Source organism: Blastochloris viridis (genome assembly GCF_001402875.1).
GTDB lineage: Bacteria > Pseudomonadota > Alphaproteobacteria > Rhizobiales > Xanthobacteraceae > Blastochloris > Blastochloris viridis.
Genome location: NZ_CP012946.1, coordinates 3,096,441 through 3,118,048 on the forward strand (window position 1 = coordinate 3,096,441; position 21,608 = coordinate 3,118,048).

The window sequence follows — 21,608 nt, forward strand, 5'->3', positions numbered from 1 at the left end:
GATCGCTCCGTGAGCCCGGACACAACCTCGCCGAAAAAACCTTGATCGGAGGGGGATTTATCGGCGACAGGAATACGAAACTCCGGCCGATCGGCCGGATTTCGTATGAGCACCCGCCGATGCATGCCGCGCTGATCGCAACCGACCCCGCCGCCCGCCCGTTGTGGCTGGTCACCGCCAACGACTGGCCGGCAGTGCGTGAGGCGCTCGGCGCCCCCGCCGCGGCGTTCGCCGAGGCGGCCGGCTTTGCGCCCGAGCCCGGCCGGCACGTCGCGCTGCCGGACGCCGACGGCGCGCTCGGTGGCTTTCTGTTCGGGCTGGGTCGCGGCACCGAGGCGGCCGACCGGCTGATCGCCGGCAAGCTGGCCGAGGTGTTGCCAGCCGGCGCGTGGCGCCTCGCCGTGCCGCCGCCGGAGCCGGCTCTGACGGTGCTCGCCATCCTGCTCGGCAGCTATCGCTTCACGCGTTATCGCAGTGCCAGCCCGGCCAAGTTCCGGCTGGTGGTGCCGGACGGCGTCGATGCCGAGGAGGTGTCTCGGCTGGCCGAGGCGGTGTTCCTGGTGCGCGACCTCGTCAACACCCCGGCCAACGACCTCGGCCCGGCCGAACTCGAGGACGCGGTGCGGGCGGTGGCCGCGCCGCACGGCGCCGAAGTGACCAGCATCGTTGGCGAGGACCTGCTCGCCGCCGGCTTTCCGCTGATCCACGCCGTCGGCAAGGGCTCGGCGCGGGCGCCGCGCCTGATCGAGCTGCGTTGGGGCGACCCCGCCCATCCCAAGCTGACGCTGGTGGGCAAGGGGGTGTGCTTCGATACCGGCGGGCTCGACATCAAGCCGGCCTCCGCCATGCTCTTGATGAAAAAGGACATGGGCGGCGCTGCCACCGCGCTGGCGCTGGCAAAGCTGGTGATGGAGCGCGCGCTGCCGGTGCGCCTGCGGCTGCTGGTGCCGGCGGTGGAGAACGCCATCTCCGGCACCGCATTCCGACCGGGCGACGTCTATCCCAGCCGCAAGGGCCTTTCGATCGAAGTCGGCGACACCGACGCCGAGGGCCGGCTGGTGCTGGCCGACGCCCTCGCCCTGGCCGATGCCGAGGCCCCCGACCTTTTGATCGATTTCGCCACCCTGACCGGCGCCGCCCGCGTCGCGCTCGGGCCCGACATCCCGCCGGCGTTCACCGACGACGACGACCTGGCGGCCGCGCTTGCGCGCCACGCCGCCGCGACCGCCGACCCGGTGTGGCGACTGCCGCTGTGGCGGCCCTATGCCAGCGGCCTCGACTCAAAGGTGGCCGACCTCTCCAGCGTGGCGCCGGGCGGCTTTGCCGGGTCGATCATGGCGGCGCTGTTCCTGGCGCGCTTCGTCGAGGCGGCGAAGTGCTGGCTGCACCTCGACATCTATGCCTGGACGCCCAAGCCGAAGCCCGGCCGGCCGGAGGGCGGCGAGGCCCAGACCCTGCGGGCGCTCGATGCGCTGCTTCAGGATCGATTCAAATTGTGATTCCGCCACGTGAAATCTTGCGTGCCAATCCCATGGTGGAGAATAATACGCAGGCGTAACAATCTCCGCAGCCGATGGCCGTCGAACTCCGCCCCACCCAGGCACTCAAACTGTTGCACGATCTGGCGCTCGGCCAGGTCCGCGACAGCGAGCCGGATTTAACCCAGCGGCAGCTCGCGATCCTGCTGACGGTTTATCTGGAAGTGCCGCCCCATACCGTCCGCGGCCTCGCCGCCAAGCTCGGCGTCACCAAGCCGGTCATTACCCGCGCCCTCGACACCATGGGCAAGCTCGGGCTGGTGACCCGCCGCCGCGACGAGGCCGACCGCCGTAACGTGATTATCCAGCGCACCGTCCGGGGCTCGCTCTATGTCGAGCGGCTCGGCGACCTCGTGGTGGCGCGCGCCAGGGAGCTTCATGCATGACCGGATACGATCCGCGGCTGACGCCCGCACGGCCGGATCTCGCGGCCCTTCATCTCGAAGGCAAGGTGCCTGCGGCGCGCTACGTCGCGGGCACGGTGTGCCAGGTGATCGTTCCGGCCGCGCCGCTGCGGCGCGAGCCGGTCGCCGACCAGCCGCTGGCGACCGAGGTGCTCTACGGCGAACGCGTCACCATCTACGAGGCGACGGTGGAGGGCTGGGCCTGGGGCCAGATCGAATCCGACGGCTATGTCGGCTGGCTGCCGTCGAGCGCGCTGGCCCCGCCGGGGCCGGCGCCGACCCATTGCGTGCGGGTGCCGCGCACCTTCATCTTCCCCGCGCCCAACATCAAGCTGCCGCCGCTGGCGGCGCCGACGCTCGGCGCGCGGCTCGCCATCACCGGCACCGAGGGGCGGTTCGTCGTCACCGCCGAGGGCGGCTATATCCCCGCCCATCACGTCCGCCCGCTGGCCGGACCGCTGGAGCGCGACTTCGTCACCGTCGCCGAGCGGCTGCTCGGCGTGCCCTATCTGTGGGGCGGCAAGACCCCGCTCGGCTTCGACTGCTCCGGCCTGGTTCAGGTCGCGCTCGACGCCGCCGGCATCAAGGCGCCGCGCGACAGCGACCAGCAGGAGGCGACGCTGGGCAAGCCGATCGACCCCGGCGTCGACTTCGCCAACGTCCAGCGCGGCGACCTGGTGTTCTGGCCCGGCCACGTCGCCATCGTCAGCGACCCGCAGACGCTGGTCCACGCCAATGCCTGGCACATGATGGTGGCGATCGAGCCGCTGGCGCAGGCGCTCTCGCGCATCGTCCGCACCGGGGCGGTGGTGAACGCGGTGTGCCGCTTGCCGGCCTGGGTGGAGTAAGCGCGGGCGCAACCGGCTGCGTTATACTGTGGCCCCGAAGGCTGACCTTTCTTGGCCTCATGGTGAGGAGGCTGCGCAGAGCCGTCTCGAACCATGGGCCGACCTCGCTGGTCCGCCTCATACGATTTCCGTTTGATCAGCTCGGCTCTTTCTTCCCTCTCCCCTTGCGGGAGAGGGTGCCGAGCGATCGTAAAGATCGCGAGGCGGGTGAGGGGGCCTGCGCGCAGAAGGCTGACATACCCCTCACCCGGCTCGGATTTCGCTGCGCTCATCCTCGCCACCCTCTCCCGCAAGGGGAGAGGGAAAAGACGCGCCCCCGACCAACGGCCATTCCGAGCCGATCAGCCGGAAACCGTATCATCCTTCGAGACGCCCGCTATCGCGGGCTCATCAGGATGAGGCGAGCTGGCGTTGGTGGAAGGTCAAGCTCATAGGCCGGGTACTATTCCAACGGCCCGGATGCTGATGCCTGGAGCCGCTGGACGTCGCCAGATTTTCGTCTTTTAAATCAATCATTTCACGGAGATCTGCGGCGAGTTCATCCGGAGACGGTGTCACTCGCCTTGCCGTTCAGGGTCTTGCGGAACGGATCGGCGGAATAGACCCCGAGAACCTTCAGCTCCTCGCAGAAGAACTCCAGCTCCTCCAGCGCCAGCTTGACCGGGCGGTGGTCGGGGTGGCCCTCGATGTCGGCGTAGAACTGGGTGGCGGAGAAGCTGCCCTCGACCATGTAGCTTTCCAGCTTGGTCATGTTGACCGAGTTGGTGGCGAAGCCGCCGAGCGCCTTGTAGAGCGCCGCCGGCACGTTGCGCACCCGGAACACGAAGGTGGTCATGGTCGGGCCGTTGTCGGCCGGCGCCCAGTCCGGCTCCGGCGACATCACCAAAAAGCGCGTGGTGTTGTGCGATTCGTCCTCGACGTCCTCGGCCAGGATGCTGAGGCCGTAGATCTTGGCGGCGAGGCGGGAGGCGATGGCGGCGCGGGAGGGATCGCGCGATTCGGCGACGTGGCGCGCGGAGCCGGCGGTATCGGCGGCGGTGATGGCGCGAAGGCCGAGCTTGCGGATGGTGCGGCGGCACTGGCCGAGCGCCTGGACGTGGCTTTCCACCGTCTTGAGGGTGGCGAGGGTCGCGCCCGGCACCGCCATCAACTGGTGGCGCACCGGCAGGAAATGCTCGCCGACGATGTTGAGGCCGGAGGTCGGCAACAGGTGATGGATATCGGCGACGCGGCCGGCCACCGAGTTCTCGATCGGGATCATGCCGAGCGCGGCCGAGCCATCCTTCACCGCCGCCAGGGCGTCCTCGAAGGTCGCGGCCGGCAGCGCCACCAAATCCGGGAAGGCCTCCTGGCAGGCGATATGCGAGTTCGCCCCGGGCTCGCCCTGGAACACGATCATTTTCTTGGACATCACGCGTCTTCTCGGTTGGATGCCGCGCCCTGAAGCAGGGATTGGGCGCGGGTCAGGTCGGCTGCGACGTCGACGCCAAGCGGCACGGCATCGACGATGGCGACGTCGATTCGCATGCCGGCCTCCAGCGCGCGAAGCTGCTCCAGCCGCTCGCGCCGCTCCAGCGGCGAGGGCGGAAGCTCGACGAACCGGGCGAGCGCCGCCCGGCGGTAGGCATAAAGCCCGATGTGGTGGTAGAGCGGCCCGTCCCCGGACGGGGCGGTGGCGCGGGTAAAATAGAGCGCGCGCAGGCGGCCGGGCGCCACCTGCGAACCCACCACCTTGACCACGTTGGGGTCGGTCTTCTCCTCCTCGCGCACGATCTCGGCGGCCAGCGTGCCGATGTCGACGGCGGGGTCGGCCAGCGGCGCCAGCGCGGCGCGGATGGTGGCAGGCGAAATGGTCGGCAGGTCGCCCTGGACGTTGACGACGACGTCGATGTTGCGGTGCGGGTCGATCTTGCTCAACGCCTCGAAGATGCGGTCGGAGCCGCAGGCGTGGTCGGCCCGCGTCATCACCGCCGTCGCGCCGGCGGCCTCGGCGGCCCGGGCGATGGCGTCGTCATCGGTCGCCACCACCACTTCGCCGAGCATGGCTTCGCGGGCGCGGTCGACGACGTGGGCGATCATCGGGCGGCCGTTGATGTCCGCCAGCGGCTTGCCGGGCAGGCGGGTCGAGGCGAAACGAGCCGGAACGAGCAGGACGACGCGGTCGGCGGACATGGCGGCCCCTTTCGTGGCCCATGCGGAGGAAAGCCGGCAGCCGGCACCAGCGCGGTGCCCGGCCTCGGCAGCGTTCGATCCGCGGCATCAACAGGTTACGATCCGGCCCCCGGCATTCGCCGATTCGGATGCCGGGGGCCGGATCGTTCGGAAACGACTGGCGCCGCTTATAAGGGCTGGCTCGCCCCGCGCAACGTGGTTGGCCCCGAACGCAGGCACCGCGGGCCGGTTTCCTTGCGCCAATCGGCCATCTCCAGCATCGTTTGCCGCTTGGCGTTCGCGGCGTGGTGAAGACATAAAATGGCCAAGACATAAAAACGCGCCATAATCGTCCGATCAGACACCACCACCCGATTCCGACGGAACCTGAACCATTTGGAGCATTTCGCGTGGCCTGGCTCGATTTCCGCGCTGTTCGCCTGCCTGTCGCCGCCGTTGCCGCGGCTGCCCTCGCCGCCGCGCTGACGATCGCGCCCGCAAAAGCCGAGGATGCCGCAAAAGCCGGTGACAAAGCGTGGCGGCACGCCCTGTCGCTGCTGGGCGAGCCGAAGGAACAGCCGGGGTTCGCCCATTTCGGCTACGTCAACCCGGACGCCCCCAAGGGCGGCACCGCCCGCCTCGCCGCGATGGGGACGTTCGACAACCTGAACCAGGTGGTCGCCAATGTCCGCGGCAACATCGCGCTGGGGCTCGACCTGCTGTACGACACGCTGATGACGCCGTCGCTGGACGAGGTCGGCACCTCCTACGGCCTGCTGGCCGAGGCGGTGTCCTATCCTGCGGACTATTCCCAGGTCAGCTATCGCCTGCGCCCGCAAGCGCGCTGGCACGACGGCAAGCCGGTGACGGTGGAGGACGTGATCTGGTCGTTCGAGGTGTGGCGCAAGAACTCGCCGACCTCCCAGCGCTATTACCGCCACGTCAAATCGGTCGAAAAGACCGGCGAGCGCGAGGTGACCTTCGTCTTCGACGAGCCCGGCAACCGCGAACTGCCGCAGATCGTCGGCGAGTTCCAGATTCTGCCCAAGCACTGGTGGGAGGGCACCGACCCCTCCGGCAAGCCGCGCGACGTCACCACCTCGACGCTGGAGTTTCCGCTCGGCGGCGGCGCCTACCGCATCAAGTCGGCCGAGCCCGGCCGCACCATCGTCTATGAGCGGGTGGCGGACTACTGGGCCGACAAGCTGCCGGTCAATGTCGGCATCAACAATTTCGACGAGGTCCGCTTCGAGTATTTCCGCGACTCGACGGTGGCGCTGGAGGCATTCAAGGCCGACCAGCTCGACTGGCGCACCGAATCGAGCGCCAAGGACTGGGCCACCGCCTACGATTTCCCGGCGGTGCGCGACAAGCGGGTGGTGCTGGAGGAGTTCCCGATCCGCAGCATGGGCATCATGCAGGCGTTTGCGTTCAACCTGCGCCGCGACAAGTTCCAGGACCCGCGGGTGCGGCTCGCCTTCGATCTCGCCTTCGATTTCGAGGACATGAACCAGACGCTGTTCTTCGGCCAATACCACCGCATCGCCAGCTTCTTCGAGGGGACCGAGCTGGCGTCGTCCGGCGTCCCGCAGGGGCTGGAACTGGAAATCCTGGAGAGCGTTCGCGACAAGGTGCCGCCGGCGCTGTTCACCGAGCCCTACCGCACCCCGAGCGGCAGCGGCCCCGAAGCGATGCGCGCCAACCTGCGCGAGGCGCAAAAGCTGCTGGGCGAGGCCGGCTGGGAGGTGAAGGACCGCCGCCTGACCAACATCAAGACCGGCGAGCCGTTCATGGTCGAGTTCCTCATCTCCCAGCCCAGTTTCGAGCGGGTGGTGCTGCGCTACAAACCGACCCTGGAGCGGCTCGGCATCGTGATGTCGGTGCGCACCGTCGACGACACCCAATATCAGAACCGGGTGCGCCAGTTCGATTTCGACGTCGTCGTCAACAGTTGGGGCCAGTCGCTGTCGCCGGGCAACGAGCAGCGTTACTACTGGGGCTCGGAGGCGGCGGACGTGCCCGGCACCGGCAATATCGGCGGCATCAAGAACCCGGCGGTCGATGCGCTGATCGAGCGCATCATCTTCGCTAAGACCCGCGAGGAACTGGTGGCGACCACCCGCGCGCTCGACCGCGTGCTGATGTGGAACCGCTACGTCGTGCCGCAATGGACCTACGGCAAGCAGCGCACCGCACGCTGGGACCGCTTCGGCAAACCCGAGCGCATGCCGGCCTACGCCGCCGCCGCGTTCCCGACCATCTGGTGGTGGAAGGCCGACGCCACGCCGGCGGCCGAGGCGAAGCCTTGACCTTCGGCCGCGGAAAGCCGCCCATGATCCGGTTTGGCCTCACCCGGCGCGGCACGCTGGCGGCGCTCGCCGGCGCCGCCGCCAGCCCCCTGCTCCCGGTGCCGGGCCGCGCCGAGCCGCCGGCCCGCCCGGCGTCGGCGCGCCACGGCCTCTCGGCATTCGGCGACCTCAAATACCCGCCGGACTTCGCGCAGTTCGGTTACGTCAACCCGCTGGCGCCAAAAGGCGGCACGTTCATCGAGCTGGCCGGGGCCGGCACCACCACCTTCAACACCCTCAACGCCTTCATCCTCAAGGGCGACCCGGCGATCGGCATGGAGCTGACCTTCGCCTCGCTGATGGTGCGGGCGTTCGACGAGCCCGATGCGGTCTATGCCGCTGCGGCCGAGACCGTCGAGGTGTCGGACGACGGCCTCACCCTTCGATTCCGGCTGCGGCCAACCGCGAGGTTCCACGACGGCACGCCGATCACCGCCGGCGACGTCGCCTTCTCGCTGACCACGCTCAAGACCAAGAGCCATCCCAACATCCGCGCCACACTGCGCGACCTCGACAGCGTCGAGGCCGAGGACGCGCGCACCGTGCGGCTGGTGTTCAACCCGCGGCGCGGCCGCGACGCCGCCCTCAGCGCTGCGGTGCAGCCGATCCTGTCGCAGGCCTATTACGCCAGCCATCCGTTCGAGGAGAGCACGCTGGAGCCGCCGCTGGGCTCGGGGCCCTACCGGGTCGGCCGCTTCGAGCAGGGCCGGTTCCTGGAATTCGAGCGCGTCAAGGACTGGTGGGGCGAGGGGCTGCCGGCCTTCCGCGGCCACTTCAATTTCGACGTCATCCGCTATGAATACTACCGCGACCGCGACACCGCGTTCGAGGGCTTCACCGCCGGCAACTATTTGTTCCGCGAGGAGTATACCTCCCGCGTCTGGGCGACCCGCTATGACGTGCCGGCGGTGCGCGACGGCCGCATCAAGCGTGACATCATCGCCGACGAACGGGCGTCGGGCGCACAGGGCTGGATGTTCAACACCCGCCGGACCCAGTTCAAGGACCCGCGGGTGCGCGAGGCCTTCGCGCTGGCGTTCGACTTCGAGTGGACCAACGCCAATCTGATGTTCGGCTCCTACCACCGCACCCACTCCTATTTCCAGAACTCGCCGATGATGGCGACGGGAGTGCCGGGCGAGGGCGAGCTGAAGCTCCTGGAGCCTTATCGCGGCAAGGTGCCGGACGACGTCTTCGGCGAGCCGTGGACGCCGCCGGTGACCGACGGTTCGGGCCAGGACCGCGCGTCGCTGCGCCACGCCGGGCAGTTGCTCGATCAGGCGGGCTGGACCATCAAGGACCGCCGCCGCGTCGGCCCGCAGGGCGAGCCGCTCACGGTCGAGTTCCTGATGTTCGAGCGGGTGTTCGAACCTCTCCACCAGACCTACGCCAAGCGGCTGGAACAGCTCGGCATCCAGGTCAGCCTCCGTCTGGTCGACGCGGTGCAATACCGCTCCCGGCTCGACGATTTCGACTTCGACATCACGATTTCGCGCTTCGTGTTCCCGCAGACGCCGGGCGACACGCTGCGCACCTTCTTCTCCAGCCACGCCGCGGCGACCCGCGGCTCGCTCAATTTGCCCGGCATCGACGACCCGGTGGTCGACGCGCTGATCGAGACCGCGATCGCCGCGAACAGCCGCCAGGAGCTGATTGCCGCCTGCCGCGCGCTCGACCGCGTGCTGCGCGCTGGCCGCTACTGGGTGCCGCACTGGTACAAGCCCAACCACTGGCTGGCCTATTGGGACGTGTACGATCGGCCGCAGGTGACGCCGCGCTACAGCCGCGGCGCGCCGGAAACCTGGTGGCGGAACGCCGAGAAGTCGGCGCGGATCGGCCGCGGGTGACGGGACGCTTTCGCTTCGAGCCGGGAGAAGCCGGCCGGAGCGCCAAGGAAAGACACGACATGACGGCCTACATCATCCGCCGCCTGTTCCTGATGATCCCCACGCTGCTCGGAATCATGCTGGTGTCGTTCGCGGTGGTTCAGTTCGCACCGGGCGGGCCGATCGAGCGCATCATCGCTCAGGTGTCCGGCACCGACGTCTCCGCCACCGCGCGCTTCACCGGCCAGGGCTCGGGCGATTTCGGCGCCACGATGGGGCGCGAGGGTGCCGGCGGGGCGGACGGCACGCAGGCGAAATACCGCGGCGCCCAGGGCCTCGACCCCGACTTCATCAAGCAGCTCGAGGCCCAGTTCGGATTCGACAAGCCGGCGCACGAGCGCTTCCTGATCATGCTGTCGAACTACGCCATGTTCGACTTCGGCAAGAGCTATTTCCGCGACATCCGCGTGATCGACCTGATCAAGGAGAAGCTGCCGGTCTCGATCTCACTCGGGTTGTGGATGACCCTCGTCACCTATCTGATCTCGATCCCGCTCGGCATCAGAAAGGCGATCCGCGACGGCTCGCGCTTCGACGTCTGGAGCTCGGCCGTCGTCGTGGTCGGCTACGCCGTGCCGGGGTTTCTATTCGCCATCCTTTTGATCATCGTGTTCGCCGGCGGCTCGTTCTTCTCGTGGTTCCCGCTGCGTGGCCTCACCTCCGACAACTGGCACGAGCTGTCGCTCGGCGGCAAGATCGCCGACTATGCTTGGCACCTGACGCTGCCGATCGTGTCGATGGCGCTGTCGTCGTTCGCCACCATGACGCTGCTGACCAAGAACTCGTTCCTCGACGAGATCCGCAAGCAATACGTGCTGACGGCGCGGATGAAGGGCTGCGGCGAAACGCGGGTGCTGTACGGCCATGTCTTCCGCAACGCCATGCTGATCGTGATCGCCGGCTTTCCCGGCGCCTTCGTCAGCGCTTTCTTCACCGGATCGCTGTTGATCGAGACGATCTTTTCGCTCGACGGGCTCGGCCTTCTCGGCTTCGAGAGCGTATTGAACCGTGACTATGCCGTGGTGTTCGCCACACTCTACATCTTTTCGCTGGTCGGGCTCGTGGTGAACCTGATCTCCGACCTCACCTACACCTGGGTCGATCCCCGCATCGACTTCGAGGCGCGCGAGGTGTGATGGACGTAACCACCGACGTCAAATCCGAACCCGATCCGCTCGCCGCTGCACCGACCCCGCACCGGAGCCGGTTCGCCCTGTCGCCGCTCAACAAGCGCCGGCTTGCGAATTTCCGCGCCAACCGGCGCGGCTACTGGGCGTTCTGGCTGTTCATGGTGCTGTTCGTGGTGTCGCTGTTCGCCGAGCTGGTCGCCAACGACCGGCCGTTCTTGGTGAAGTTCGAGGGCCACTACTACGTGCCGGTGCTGGTCGATTATCCGGAGACCGCGTTCGGCGGCGACTTCGAGACCAAGGCCGACTACCGCGACCCGTTCCTCAAGAAGCTGATCGCGGACAAGGGCGGCTGGATGATCTGGCCGCCGATCCGCTACAGCTACGACACACACAACCTCGACCTGCCGACGCCGGCGCCCTCGCCGCCGACCTGGATGCTGACCGAGGCGCAGTGCAAGGCGGTGGCGGAGAAGAAGGGCGTTGCCGGCTGCACCGACCTTGAGGCCAACTGGCTCGGCACCGACGACCAGGGCCGCGACCTGGTGGCGCGGCTGATCTACGGCTTCCGCCTCTCAGTGCTGTTCGGGCTGACGCTGACGCTGATCTCGTCCGCCATCGGCGTCGCCGCCGGCGCGGTGCAGGGCTATTTCGGCGGCTGGACCGACCTTCTGTTCCAACGCTTCATCGAGATCTGGACGGCGATCCCCTCGCTCTACCTGCTGCTCATCATCTCCTCGGTGCTGGTGCCGGGCTTCTTCGTGCTGCTCGGCATCCTGCTGCTGTTCTCCTGGGTGGCGCTGGTCGGTCTGGTGCGGGCGGAGTTCCTGCGCGGGCGCAACTTCGAATACGTCCAGGCGGCCCGGGCGCTCGGCGTCTCCAACCGCGCGATCATGTTCCGGCATCTGCTGCCCAACGCCATGGTGGCGACGCTGACCTTCCTGCCCTTCATCCTGTCCGGCGCGGTGATGACGCTGACCGCGCTCGACTTTCTCGGCTTCGGCCTGCCGCCGGGCTCGCCCTCGCTGGGCGAGCTGTTGGCCCAGGGCAAAGCCAACGTTCAGGCGCCGTGGCTCGGCCTCACCGGCTTCTTCGCCGTGGCGATCATGCTGTCGCTGTTGATCTTCATCGGCGAGGCGGTGCGCGACGCCTTCGACCCGAGAAAGACGTTCGGGTGAGAGTGCGGTAGGATGCGGCCGAGCGACGGAGTGGTGCGATGAACAGGATCGTGCGCGAGAACTACCCGGTTTCAAAATTGCCGGAGGAATTGCGTCCGACGACAGACCTGAACGCCGTCGTCACGGTGACGATCGAAGAGGATACGACCGGCGGTGAGCAGCGTCCGGATCAACTCATGACGCTTGAGGAAATATTCGCCCTTCGCCGACCTCCCTATCTCACCAAGGAAGAAATCGACGACGACGTTCGCCGAGACCGGGACATGTGGGATGATTGATAGTGTCGATCGTCCAGCCGTCTATTTCGATGCAAATCCGTTTATTTACTATATTGAGGGAGAAGATCACGTAGCTGAAGCAATGGACGCGGTGTTTCGTCGGCTTCGAGAGCGTCCGGGTCTGGGCGTGACCAGCGAATTGACGCTTGCCGAGGTGCTTCCGAAAGCCCGAACGCCGGACCACCGCCGCCAGTTCGTGAACCTTATCGTCTGGAGTGGGCTGATCAGGCTCCTGCCGGTTACGCGCGGCATCCTCGTCGAAACCGCGGATTATCGGCGCGCGGCATCCTGGACACGGGACGACGGCAAACTGGCGATGCCAAAGCTACCTGACGCAATCCACGCCGTCTCTGCCATCCGCGCGAAATGTCGCTCCATTGTAACCAACGACACCCGATTCAGGCTACCCGCGGGGTTTCGCCAGTTCACGACGTCTGCGAACGACATCGAAGACCTGCTGAGGACGCTCGCATGACCCCTCCCCTCCTCGCCGTCGAAGACCTGTCTGTCGCCTTCCGCCAGGGCACGCGGGAGACGCTGGCGGTCGACCGCATCTCCTTCACCGTGAACAAGGGCGAGACCGTCGCGCTGGTCGGGGAGTCCGGCTCGGGCAAGTCGGTGTCGGCGCTGTCGATCCTGAAGCTCCTGCCCTACCCCTCCGCCTTCCACCCCTCGGGCCGGGTGCGCTTCAAGGGCGAGGATCTGCTCGACCTCTCGGAGCGCGATATCCGGCGGGTCCGCGGCGACGACATCACCATGGTGTTCCAGGAGCCGATGAGCTCGCTCAACCCGCTCCACACCATCGAGCGGCAGATCGGCGAGATCATCGAGCTGCACCGGCCGCTGCGCGGCGAGGCGGTGCGCAACCGCACCATCGAGCTTCTGAGCCAGGTCGGCATCCCCGACCCGGCGAGCCGGCTCGCCAGCTATCCGCACCAGCTGTCCGGCGGCCAGCGCCAGCGGGTGATGATCGCGATGGCGCTCGCCAACGAGCCCGACCTTTTGATCGCGGACGAGCCGACCACCGCGCTCGACGTCACGGTGCAGGCCCAGATCCTGACGCTGCTGAAGGAATTGCAGCGCCGGCTCGGCATGGCAATCTTGTTCATCACCCACGACCTCGGCATCGTGCGGAAGATTGCCGACCGCGTCTGCGTGATGAACAAGGGCCAGATCGTCGAGCAGGGCGCGGTCGAGACCGTGTTCGAGGCGCCGGCGCATCCCTATACCAAGGCGCTGATGGAAGCCGAGCCCAAAGGCGAGCCGGCGCCGATGCGGCCCGAGGCGCCGGTGATGGTCGAGACCCGCGATCTCAAGGTGTGGTTCCCGATCCGGCGCGGCGTGCTGCGTCGCGTCAAAGGCCACATCAAGGCGGTCGATGGCGTCTCGCTCGCCATCCGCAGGGGCGAGACCCTCGGCGTGGTCGGCGAATCCGGCTCCGGCAAAACCACGCTCGGCCTCGCCATCCTGCGGCTGATCTCCTCCGCTGGCCCGATCGTGTTCATGGGCCAGGAAGTCCAGGAACTCAGCTTCAACCAGATGCGGCCGCATCGCCGCGACATGCAGATCGTGTTCCAGGATCCCTACGGCTCGCTCAGCCCACGCCTCACCATCGAGGACATCGTCGCCGAGGGCCTGCGCGTCCACCAGCCCAAGCTATCCGATGCCGAGCGAACCGCAAAAGTGGTGGCGGCGCTGCACGACGTCGGGCTCGATCCCTCGACCCGGTTCCGCTACCCGCACGAATTCTCCGGCGGCCAGCGCCAGCGCATCGCAGTGGCGCGCGCCATCGTGCTGGAGCCCTCGTTCGTGGTGCTGGACGAGCCGACCAGCGCGCTCGACATGCTGGTGCAGGCCCAGATCGTCGACCTGTTGCGCGACCTGCAGCGGCGGCGCGACCTCACTTACCTGTTCATCTCGCACGACCTCAAGGTGGTGGCGGCGCTTGCCAGCCGGGTGATGGTGATGAAAGCCGGCAAGGTGGTGGAGGAGGGCCCGGCCGAGCGGCTGTTCCGGGCGCCGACCTCGCCCTACACCCGCGCGCTGTTCGCCGCCGCGTTCTCGCTGGAAACCGCCGACAGCGGTGCCGTCAGCCAGTGATTTGGCCTCCGGCCGATCCGGCCGGAGCCGATCAAGATGGCCGGGCGCGGTCATGTCCGGGATCGCGGCGTGATCATCCGGCAACCCGTCCGGGCAGGCGCCCGCGCGGCGCATCATCCCTGCTGCAGACGATTGGGCAAGCGGCCGTTGTGCCCTACATTGGCACACAACAAGCCGGCAGGGAGGACTCCATGTTCAATCTTTACGAGATCATCGCCAAGGCCCAGGGCGGCGCCGCGATGGCAAACCTCGCCCGAATGTACGGGCTCTCGCCCGAGCAGACGCGGGCGGCGGTGGAGGCGATGCTGCCGGCGTTCGCGCTCGGCTTCAAGCGCGCGACCGAAACGCCGGACGGCCTCAGCCAGTTCTTCAACATCATGGCGCGCAACCCCTATGCCGACTGGTTCGAAAGCGCCGGGCGGCTGTTCGCCACCGCCCAGCAGGCGATGGGCTTCCAGCAACCAGCGCCGCCGACGCCGGGCGAGGACATCCTGACGCTGCTGTTCGGCTCCAAGGAGGCCAGCCGCGCGGTGGCGGCCCATGCCGCGGCGCTGTCGGGCGTCGGGGTTGAGGCGACCAAGGCGATGATGCCGGCGGTCGGTGCCCTGATCGCCGGCGGCATGCCGCAGGCGGCGCAGGCCCAGGCCGGCATGGCCGAGGCGTTCCAGGGCTTCTTTGCGGCAATGGCGCCGCAGCGCGCGCCCGAGCCGCCGCCGCCGCCGGGGCCGGCCGAGGTCGCCGCGGCGTGGACCAGCCTGATGCAATCGATGCTGGGCCAGAGCCCGCCGAAGGCGCCGCCGTCGCCGGTGCCCGATTTCACCGCGATGGCCGAGCAGGTGCAGGACCTCGGACGCTCCGGCAACGCAACGTTCGGCAAGCTGTTCGAGGCCGGCGTCGACGCCCAGAAGGCCAATCTCGACCGCATCAACCAGATCTTCGACAGCTTCCTCGATCACGCCCCGGCCCGTCAGGCCGCGGGTACCAAGAGCCATGACGCCTGAAACGAACGGCCCCGGATGCCGACGCCCATGGCCGTTGAATCCGGCGCCAGGACTCGTGATCGAGCGTCCAGACGCGAAAGCGCCCGCCCACAACCAAGTGTGGGCGGGCGCTCGATTGCGGGGCCGCGGGGGCACCGACCCCGCAAGGCAGGCGAACGGCGTGGCTCAGGCTTGAGCGGCCGGCAACCCGATCACGGGCGCGGACGGGCCTGGAGTCGGGCGGCGCGCCGCTCCGACACCCGCGACACCAGAAGCCGGGTCGGGTCCGAGAACGGCGACAGGCTGGCGGCGTCCTGCAGGTCCTGGCGCTGAAGCCCGATGTCCTTGAGCATGATGTCGCTCAGAGCCGCCATCTGCGCGATCTGGCGCCTTGCCTCCAGCGCGCGCACCACGGCGAGGATCGGCTGAGCCAGCTTGTGAATGAAGGTCGCCGCCAGGCTTTGCGACAGATGCGCGGCGGAGGGAGCGCGGGCGATCGTCATGGTGGTTTCCTCAAGGTCTTGCCCGCACCGCGGGCAGATCAGGCGGACTTCGGCCGCGAGGGGTCGAAAGTTCGCGGGGTCGGCCCCGCCCCTGCGGGACGGCGCCACGGGATCGGTACGGCACCGCCGCCGGACCCCAGGGCATTAACGAACGTGAAGGAATGTGGGCGGACTATGCACGAAATGAATTGATCAGGCGAGCGAATGTTCCTAATCTCTGGCATCACCACCTTTGATGCTTGCCAGGTGCCGGATGGCCCATTTGCTCGACATCGACCAACTCCGTACCTTCGTCGCCATCGCCGAAACCGGCAGCTTCACCCGCGCCGGCGAGGTGGTGCACAAGACCCAGTCTGCGGTGTCGATGCAGATGAAGCGGCTGGAGGAGCGCATCGGCCAGGCGGTGTTCGCCCGTGACGGCCGCGGCTCCAAGCTGACCGAGAGCGGCGAGCGCCTGCTCGACTACGCCCGCCGCATCGTGCGGCTGAACCACGAGGCGATGAGCGCGTTCTCCGGCGCGGCGCTGACCGGCAACGTCCGGCTGGGCGTGCCCGACGACTACGCCGACCGCTATCTGCCGGAAATCATGGCGCGATTCTCGCGCTCCTACCCCAGCGTCGAACTCACCGTGATGTGCGAGCCGACCCCGGACCTGATCGAGCGCATCCAGGGCGGCGAGATCGACCTCGCCATCATCACCAACACCGAGGGCAAGTTCCCGGTCGAGACCTTCCGGCGCGAGCGGCTGCTATGGGTCGGCTCGATGCGCCACGCCACCCACGAGATCGAGCCGCTGCCGCTGGCGCTGGGCCGGCCGAACTGCTCCTGGCGGCGCATCGCGCTGGAGCGGATCGAGGAGACCGGCCGCCGCCACCGCGTGCTCTATTCGAGCTGGAACGCCGGGGCGGTGGCCGCCGCGGTGCTGGCCGGCCTCGCCATCTCGGTGCTGCCGGAATCGGGCATGCGGCCGGGCATGCGCGTTCTCGGCCACGCCGACGGCTTTCCCACCCTGCCGACCGTCGACATCGGCCTCGCCCGCAGCCCGCACGAGCGCTCGGCGCTGGCCGATGCGTTGGCCGAGCACATCATCTCCTCGCTCGACAACATGTCGGAGACAGTGGCGGCGGCGGAGTAGCAGTCAGAGACCGTTGGAAACTCGGACGGCAGGCCGCGTTGTCTCTCAGCCCCGCCGGCTCGTGAGCACCAGCAGGTTGCCGCCCAGCACCAGGACGACGCCGGCGATCGCCGGCAGCGTCCAGACATAGGCTTCCACCGCGGTCGACACCGCCAGCGCCACCAGCGGAAACAGCACGGTGACGTAGCCGGCGCGGGCCGGGCCGATGCGCCCGAGCAAGGTCAGATAAGCGGCGAACGCCAGCACCGAGGACGGCCCGACCAGCCACAGCATCGAGCCGACATAGGCCGGCGACAGATCGATGGCGAAGGAATGGCCGGCCACCAGCGAGGCCGCCGCCAGCAGCAGCACGCCATAGGCCATGCCCCAGGCGGTCGCTGCGATCACCGGCACCCGGTACTGCTGCAGGCGCGCCGACACCATGTTGCCGAGGCAGAACGACACCGTGCCGACCACGCCCAGCGCCAGCCCGGCCGCGGTGCCGGCGTCGAGCCGGGTGCCGGCCAGCGCCGGCCAGAAGATCAGCGCGACGCCGCCGGCGCCGAGCAACGCGCCGCCCACCACCTTGGCCTCGATCCGAGTGCCGAACAGCGCCGCCGCCAGCAGCACGTTGCCGACGCTCGACAGCGAGAAGATCACCGACAGCAGGCCGGACGGCAGCCAGCGCGCGCCGTGATAGAACAGCACGAAGTTGGTGGAGAACAGCAGCAGGCCGAGCAGCGCGAAGCGGGCATGGTCGGCCGGCGGATAGCGCAGCGGCAGCCGCCTCAGCGCCGCCCACGCGAACATCACCAAGGCCGCCAGCACGAAGCGCCACATCACCGACACCTCGGGGGCGACGGTGCCGACCTGCAGCTTCATGGCGTACCAGCTGGTGCCCCAGCCGAACACGGTGAGACCGTAGAGACCGAGGTCGAGCGCGGTCAGCGCCGGTGAGCGCGCCAGCGGATCGCTCAATAGACGTACTCGTCGAACACCGGCTCGACCGAGCCGTTCCAGCGGCCGTGATAGGCCTCGAGCAGGTCTTCGGCCGGGGTACGCCCGGCCTCGACGAACGGGGCGATCGCCTCCAGATGCTTGCTCTCGTCGCAGCCGCAATTGTCGAGCCGGTCGCGGCGGGCAAGGCCGCCGCGGGCCAGCGCCAGCATATCACGAGCGATATCGTGGGCGCTGCGGCCGGCGATCTCGGCCTTGAAGCCGAGCCGGGGCACCTCGTCGCGCAGGCGCTGGCGCTGCTCGGCGGTCCAGCCCTTCACCAACTCCCAGGCGGCGTCGAGCGCGACATCGTCATAGAGCACGCCGACCCACAGCGCCGCGAATGCCGGCAGCCGCCGCCACGGCCCGGCGTCGGCGCCGCGCATTTCCAGGAACTTCTTCAGCCGCACCTCGGGGAAGATGGTCGAGAGGTGGTTGACCCAGTCCGAGCGCGTCGCGACCTCACCCGGCATCTGCGCCAGCCGGCCGGCCATCAGGTCGCGGAACGAGGCGCCGGCGACGTCGATGTAGGCGTCGCCGCGCTTGACGAAGTACATCGGCACGTCGAGCGCATAATCGACGTAGCGCTCGAACCCCATGCCGCCTGCGAACGCGAACGGCAGCATGCCGGCGCGGTCATTGTCGGTGTCGCGCCAGATCTCCGAGCGCGCCGACAAAAACCCGTTCGGCTTGCCTTCGGTAAACGGCGAGTTGGCGAAGATCGCGGTGGCGATCGGCTGCAGCGCCAGCGACACCCGGAGCTTCTTCACCATGTCGGCTTCGGAGGCGAAGTCGAGGTTCACCTGCACGGTGCAGGTGCGGAACATCATGTCGAGGCCACGGCTGCCGACCTTGGGCATGTAGTTCGCCATGATCTGGTAGCGGCCCTTGGGCATCACCGGCGTTTCCGCCAGCGTCCATTTCGGGCTCATGCCGAGGCCGAGAAAGCCGATGCCGAGCGGCGCGGCGACCTCGCGGAGCTGCGCAAGGTGGGCGTAAAGCTCGGTGAAGGTCTCGTGGACGGTCTCCAGCGGCGCGCCCGACAGCTCGAATTGGCCGCCCGGCTCCAGCGAGATGGCGCCGCCATGGGTGACGTCGGCCATGCCGATGATGTTGTCGCCGTCGAAAATCGGCTCCCAGCCCAGCAGCAAACGCATGCCGTCGAGCAGCGCCCGGATGCTGCGTGCGCCCTGATAGGGCACCGGCTCGTGTCGGGCGAGGGTGAAGGCGAACTTCTCGTGCTCGGTACCGATTCGGAACGCTGACGGCGGTTTGCAGCCCGCTTCGAGATAGGACACGAGTTCGTCGCGCCCGGAGATGGGAATCAAATCGATGGTATCGCGCGCCATCCAGGGCTCCGGCGAATGGGAGGCGGACCTTACACAACGCCGCGCCCAGCGCAAACCGGGAGGCGACCGCGATCCGCCGGCCACGGGTTTGCGCACCTTCGAACAATTTTCCCAAATTCGTAAAGTTGGTTTTGACGAAGGTGAGGCAGTCTGTGGGCTTCGAAGCCGGCTCCTCCGACTGAAACCCCAATTACGAAATGCAGACCGCAATTCCCAAGAAATACGAAAATCTTCTCCAGAACATCTCGGTGCTGGTGGTGGACGACAATGCGTTCATGCGCAAGCTCGTCCGCAACATCCTGACCAATATCGGAGTCAAGACGACGCTGGAAGCGGCAGACGGGCTGGCCGGCATCGAAGCCATCCGGATGTTCGCGCCCGATATCGTGGTGCTGGACTGGGAAATGCCGCTGCTGAACGGCGCAGAGCTGGTGCGCATCGTGCGCTCGCCCGGCGTATTCCCGCAGCCCGACATTCCGATCATCATGCTGACCGGGCACGTCGAGCGCTGGCGCATCGTCGAGGCGACGCGGCTCGGCGTCCACGAATTCCTCAAAAAGCCGGTGTCCGGCAAGGCGCTGCTGGAGCGGATCATCTCGATCCTGGCCAACCCGCGGCCGATGGTGCGGCTCGGCGACTATTACGGCCCCGAGCCGCGCCGCTCGGTGCCCGACCCCGCCATCGACTACGCCCGCCGCCAGCGCATGGCCGAACTCAAGGCGTCGCGGCAGGCGGCGCCGCCGGCGCCGTGAGCCAGCGCGTCAGCATCACGCTGTCCGACACCTCGAAGCCGAGGCGGCCGTAGAACTCGATCACCCGGGTGTTGTCGCGGCGAACCAGCAGGTGGAGCTTCGGCACCCCGCGCGCGGTCAGCCAGCGCTCGCAGGCCGCCATCATCGCGGTGCCGAAGCCCTGGCCGCGGCAGGCATCCGTCACCGCAAGGTAATAGACCCAGCCGCGGTGGCCGTCCGAGCCGACCATGGCGGTGGCAACCAGGGCGCCGCCGGCCCGCCCGGCCAGGACGGTCGAGTTTGGCGTCGCCAGCGCCAGCTCGATGTCCGCCATCGGGTCGTTCCACGGCCGGGTCAGCCCCGCCGCCGTCCACAGCGCGACGGCGCAAGCGACCTCGTCCCGGCGAAGATCGCCGATGTCCAGCTCCGGCTGATCGGGAGTCATCGCGCCTCACACGTTGAGCAGCAGATATTCGCGCTCCCACGGCGAGATCACCCGCATATAGGTCTCGAACTCGGTACGCTTGATGGCGGCGTAGGTCGCCACGAACGCCTCGCCCAGCACCTCGATCAGCGGCTCGCAATCCTCGAACGCCGCCACCGCCTCCAACAGGCCGCGCGGCAGCTCGAAGTCGAGGCCGTGGGCGGAGCCCTCGGTCGGCTCGGTGGCCGGCAGCCCCTCCATCATGCCGAGATAGCCGCAAGCCAGCGACGCCGCCACCGCCAGATAGGGGTTGGCATCGGACGACGGCACCCGGTTCTCGACCCGCCGCGCGTCGGAGTCCGAGGGCGGAATGCGCAGGCCGGTGGTGCGGTTGTCGTAGCCCCAGCGGGTGTTGATCGGCGCGGTGGAATCGCGGGTGAGGCGCCGGTAGGAGTTCACGTACGGCGCCAGCATGCACATCACCGCCGGCAGGTATTTCTGCTGCCCGGCGATGAAGGAGAAGAACTCCGCGGTCGGCCGGCCCTTCTCGTCGGAGAAGATGTTCTTGCCGGTCTCGGTGTCGAGCACCGACTGGTGGATGTGCATGGCCGAGCCGGGCTCGCGGGCGATCGGCTTGGCCATGAAGGTGGCATAGATCTGGTGCTGCAGCGCCGCCTCGCGGATGGTGCGCTTGAACATGAACACCTGGTCGGCGAGCTGCAGCGGCTCGCCATGGCGCAGATTGATCTCCATCTGCGCCGCACCCTCCTCGTGGATCAGGGTGTCGATCTCCAGCCCCTGCGCCTCCGAATAGTCGTAGATGCGCTCGAACAGGGCGTCGAACTCGTTGACCGCCTGGATCGAATAGGACTGGCGGCCGATTTCCGGCCGGCCGGAGCGGCCGATCGGGGGCTCCAGCGGATAGTCGGGGTCGGCATTGGGCTTGACGAGGTAGAACTCGATCTCCGGCGCCACCACCGGCGTCCAGCCATGGTGGGCGTAAAGCTCGGTGACGCGGCGCAGCACCTGGCGCGGCGCCACCTCGACCGGCCGGCCGTCGCCGTGGAAGGCGTCATGGATGAGCTGGGCGGTGGGGTCCGATGCCCACGGCACCACCGCCAGCGTCGACCAGTCCGGCTCCAGCATCAGGTCGCCGTCGGCGGGGTCGGCCTGCCATTTGTCGTCGCTGTCGGGATATTCGCCGGAAATGGTCTGGCAGAAGATCGAGCTCGGCAGCGCGAGCTGCGGCTTGGCGAAGAACTTCGCCGCCGGCATGATCTTGCCGCGGGCGACGCCGGCCTGATCGGGCAGCACGCACTCGATTTCCTCGATGCCGCGCTTCTTTGCCCAGGCGCGGCCTTCCTCAGCCGACGCAACGCCGCGTCCGCTGGGCGATCCGCTTTTGGGATCCTTCGGTTTAGCCATGATTCCTCCGGTGAGGCCGGCAGGATCGGGTCCGGCCGCGCCGGGGTCAAGCCGCCAGACGCGGCAACACCAGAGTTGAACGCAAGGCGCCCCCCCGCTAAACGGGCAACATCGGCACGATTTCCGCTCCCGCCGGCCGGGAGGGTCGGCGGCATCCTGCCGGGATTCGAAGTTCTGCAGGTTCGCCTCGGTCGGACCCAAGGTCCGATCCGGGCCGGCCTGCCACCT

The 21,608-nt window shown here is 68.1% G+C and carries 20 protein-coding genes; 13 read left to right on the top strand and 7 right to left on the bottom strand.

Features of this window, described 5'->3' with window-relative positions; translation table 11 throughout:
* The first annotated feature begins 119 nt into the window (after positions 1-119).
* From BVIR_RS13470 to BVIR_RS13480, 3 genes are all read left to right on the top strand, one after another.
* Positions 120-1,499: a leucyl aminopeptidase family protein gene (locus BVIR_RS13470; RefSeq protein WP_055038124.1), complete on the top strand. Its 1,380-nt coding sequence runs from the start codon at positions 120-122 to the stop codon at positions 1,497-1,499.
* Between the two features lie 74 nt (positions 1,500-1,573).
* Positions 1,574-1,924: a MarR family transcriptional regulator gene (locus BVIR_RS13475; RefSeq protein WP_055038125.1), complete on the top strand. Its 351-nt coding sequence runs from the start codon at positions 1,574-1,576 to the stop codon at positions 1,922-1,924.
* Entirely contained in the window at positions 1,921-2,790 is an 870-nt protein-coding gene (locus tag BVIR_RS13480; RefSeq protein WP_055038126.1) for a C40 family peptidase, read from the top strand. Before BVIR_RS13475 ends, BVIR_RS13480 begins: the two co-directional genes overlap by 4 nt.
* A 538-nt stretch (positions 2,791-3,328) precedes the next feature.
* Here BVIR_RS13480 and BVIR_RS13485 read toward each other — a convergent pair.
* Together BVIR_RS13485 and BVIR_RS13490 are read right to left on the bottom strand one after the other, a co-directional pair.
* Positions 3,329-4,201 carry a prephenate dehydratase gene (locus tag BVIR_RS13485; RefSeq protein ID WP_055038127.1) on the bottom strand — a complete coding sequence of 291 codons (873 nt, stop codon included), beginning with the start codon at positions 4,199-4,201 and terminating at the stop codon, positions 3,329-3,331.
* Positions 4,201-4,962: a 3-deoxy-manno-octulosonate cytidylyltransferase gene (locus BVIR_RS13490; RefSeq protein WP_055038128.1), complete on the bottom strand. Its 762-nt coding sequence runs from the start codon at positions 4,960-4,962 to the stop codon at positions 4,201-4,203. The genes BVIR_RS13485 and BVIR_RS13490 overlap by 1 nt, the downstream gene beginning before the upstream one ends.
* A gap of 389 nt (positions 4,963-5,351) precedes the next feature.
* On the opposite strand from BVIR_RS13490, the gene BVIR_RS13495 reads away from it, so the two are divergent.
* From BVIR_RS13495 to BVIR_RS13530, 8 genes are all read left to right on the top strand, one after another.
* Positions 5,352-7,250 (top strand): extracellular solute-binding protein, encoded by a 1,899-nt coding sequence (locus tag BVIR_RS13495; RefSeq protein ID WP_417852033.1) that lies wholly within the window; start codon positions 5,352-5,354, stop codon positions 7,248-7,250.
* 23 nt (positions 7,251-7,273) lie between these two features.
* Entirely contained in the window at positions 7,274-9,136 is a 1,863-nt protein-coding gene (locus BVIR_RS13500) for an extracellular solute-binding protein (protein WP_055038899.1), read from the top strand.
* Between the two features lie 59 nt (positions 9,137-9,195).
* Positions 9,196-10,311 carry a microcin C ABC transporter permease YejB gene (locus BVIR_RS13505; RefSeq protein WP_055038900.1) on the top strand — a complete coding sequence of 372 codons (1,116 nt, stop codon included), beginning with the start codon at positions 9,196-9,198 and terminating at the stop codon, positions 10,309-10,311.
* Positions 10,311-11,480 (top strand): ABC transporter permease, encoded by a 1,170-nt coding sequence (locus BVIR_RS13510; protein ID WP_055038129.1) that lies wholly within the window; start codon positions 10,311-10,313, stop codon positions 11,478-11,480. The genes BVIR_RS13505 and BVIR_RS13510 overlap by 1 nt, the downstream gene beginning before the upstream one ends.
* Before the next feature lie 38 nt (positions 11,481-11,518).
* Positions 11,519-11,758 (top strand): hypothetical protein, encoded by a 240-nt coding sequence (locus BVIR_RS13515; protein WP_055038130.1) that lies wholly within the window; start codon positions 11,519-11,521, stop codon positions 11,756-11,758.
* The gene (locus BVIR_RS13520; RefSeq protein ID WP_082417149.1) at positions 11,751-12,233 is read left to right on the top strand and encodes a type II toxin-antitoxin system VapC family toxin; all 483 of its coding nucleotides are present in this window, start codon (positions 11,751-11,753) and stop codon (positions 12,231-12,233) included. Before BVIR_RS13515 ends, BVIR_RS13520 begins: the two co-directional genes overlap by 8 nt.
* Positions 12,230-13,858 (top strand): ABC transporter ATP-binding protein, encoded by a 1,629-nt coding sequence (locus tag BVIR_RS13525; protein ID WP_055038132.1) that lies wholly within the window; start codon positions 12,230-12,232, stop codon positions 13,856-13,858. Before BVIR_RS13520 ends, BVIR_RS13525 begins: the two co-directional genes overlap by 4 nt.
* 191 nt (positions 13,859-14,049) lie before the next feature.
* Entirely contained in the window at positions 14,050-14,859 is an 810-nt protein-coding gene (locus BVIR_RS13530) for a DUF937 domain-containing protein (RefSeq protein ID WP_055038133.1), read from the top strand.
* 191 nt (positions 14,860-15,050) lie between these two features.
* Here the strand turns inward: BVIR_RS13530 and BVIR_RS13535 are convergent, their stop codons facing one another.
* Positions 15,051-15,341, bottom strand: coding sequence for a DUF1127 domain-containing protein (locus BVIR_RS13535; protein ID WP_055038134.1), 291 nt, complete (start codon positions 15,339-15,341; stop codon positions 15,051-15,053).
* Positions 15,342-15,594: 253 nt separating this feature from the next.
* Between BVIR_RS13535 and BVIR_RS13540 the strand changes: the two genes are divergently transcribed.
* Positions 15,595-16,476 carry a LysR substrate-binding domain-containing protein gene (locus BVIR_RS13540; protein ID WP_055038135.1) on the top strand — a complete coding sequence of 294 codons (882 nt, stop codon included), beginning with the start codon at positions 15,595-15,597 and terminating at the stop codon, positions 16,474-16,476.
* Positions 16,477-16,521: 45 nt separating this feature from the next.
* On the opposite strand, the gene BVIR_RS13545 is transcribed toward BVIR_RS13540, so the two are convergent.
* Together BVIR_RS13545 and BVIR_RS13550 are read right to left on the bottom strand one after the other, a co-directional pair.
* Positions 16,522-17,433 carry a DMT family transporter gene (locus BVIR_RS13545; protein ID WP_236823610.1) on the bottom strand — a complete coding sequence of 304 codons (912 nt, stop codon included), beginning with the start codon at positions 17,431-17,433 and terminating at the stop codon, positions 16,522-16,524.
* Complete coding sequence (locus tag BVIR_RS13550) at positions 17,430-18,800, bottom strand: glutamate--cysteine ligase (RefSeq protein WP_055038136.1); 1,371 nt, start codon at positions 18,798-18,800, stop codon at positions 17,430-17,432. The genes BVIR_RS13545 and BVIR_RS13550 overlap by 4 nt, the downstream gene beginning before the upstream one ends.
* Before the next feature lie 197 nt (positions 18,801-18,997).
* Here BVIR_RS13550 and BVIR_RS13555 point away from each other — a divergent pair, with 197 nt between their 5' ends.
* On the top strand, positions 18,998-19,552 hold the full coding sequence (locus BVIR_RS13555) for a response regulator (protein WP_055038137.1): 555 nt from the start codon (positions 18,998-19,000) through the stop codon (positions 19,550-19,552).
* Here the strand turns inward: BVIR_RS13555 and BVIR_RS13560 are convergent.
* Both BVIR_RS13560 and BVIR_RS13565 read right to left on the bottom strand, forming a co-directional pair.
* Positions 19,515-19,976 (bottom strand): GNAT family acetyltransferase, encoded by a 462-nt coding sequence (locus BVIR_RS13560; protein WP_055038138.1) that lies wholly within the window; start codon positions 19,974-19,976, stop codon positions 19,515-19,517. The genes BVIR_RS13555 and BVIR_RS13560 overlap by 38 nt on opposite strands.
* Positions 19,977-19,982: 6 nt before the next feature.
* On the bottom strand, positions 19,983-21,380 hold the full coding sequence (locus tag BVIR_RS13565; RefSeq protein WP_055038139.1) for a glutamine synthetase family protein: 1,398 nt from the start codon (positions 21,378-21,380) through the stop codon (positions 19,983-19,985).
* Positions 21,381-21,608: the final 228 nt, after the last annotated feature.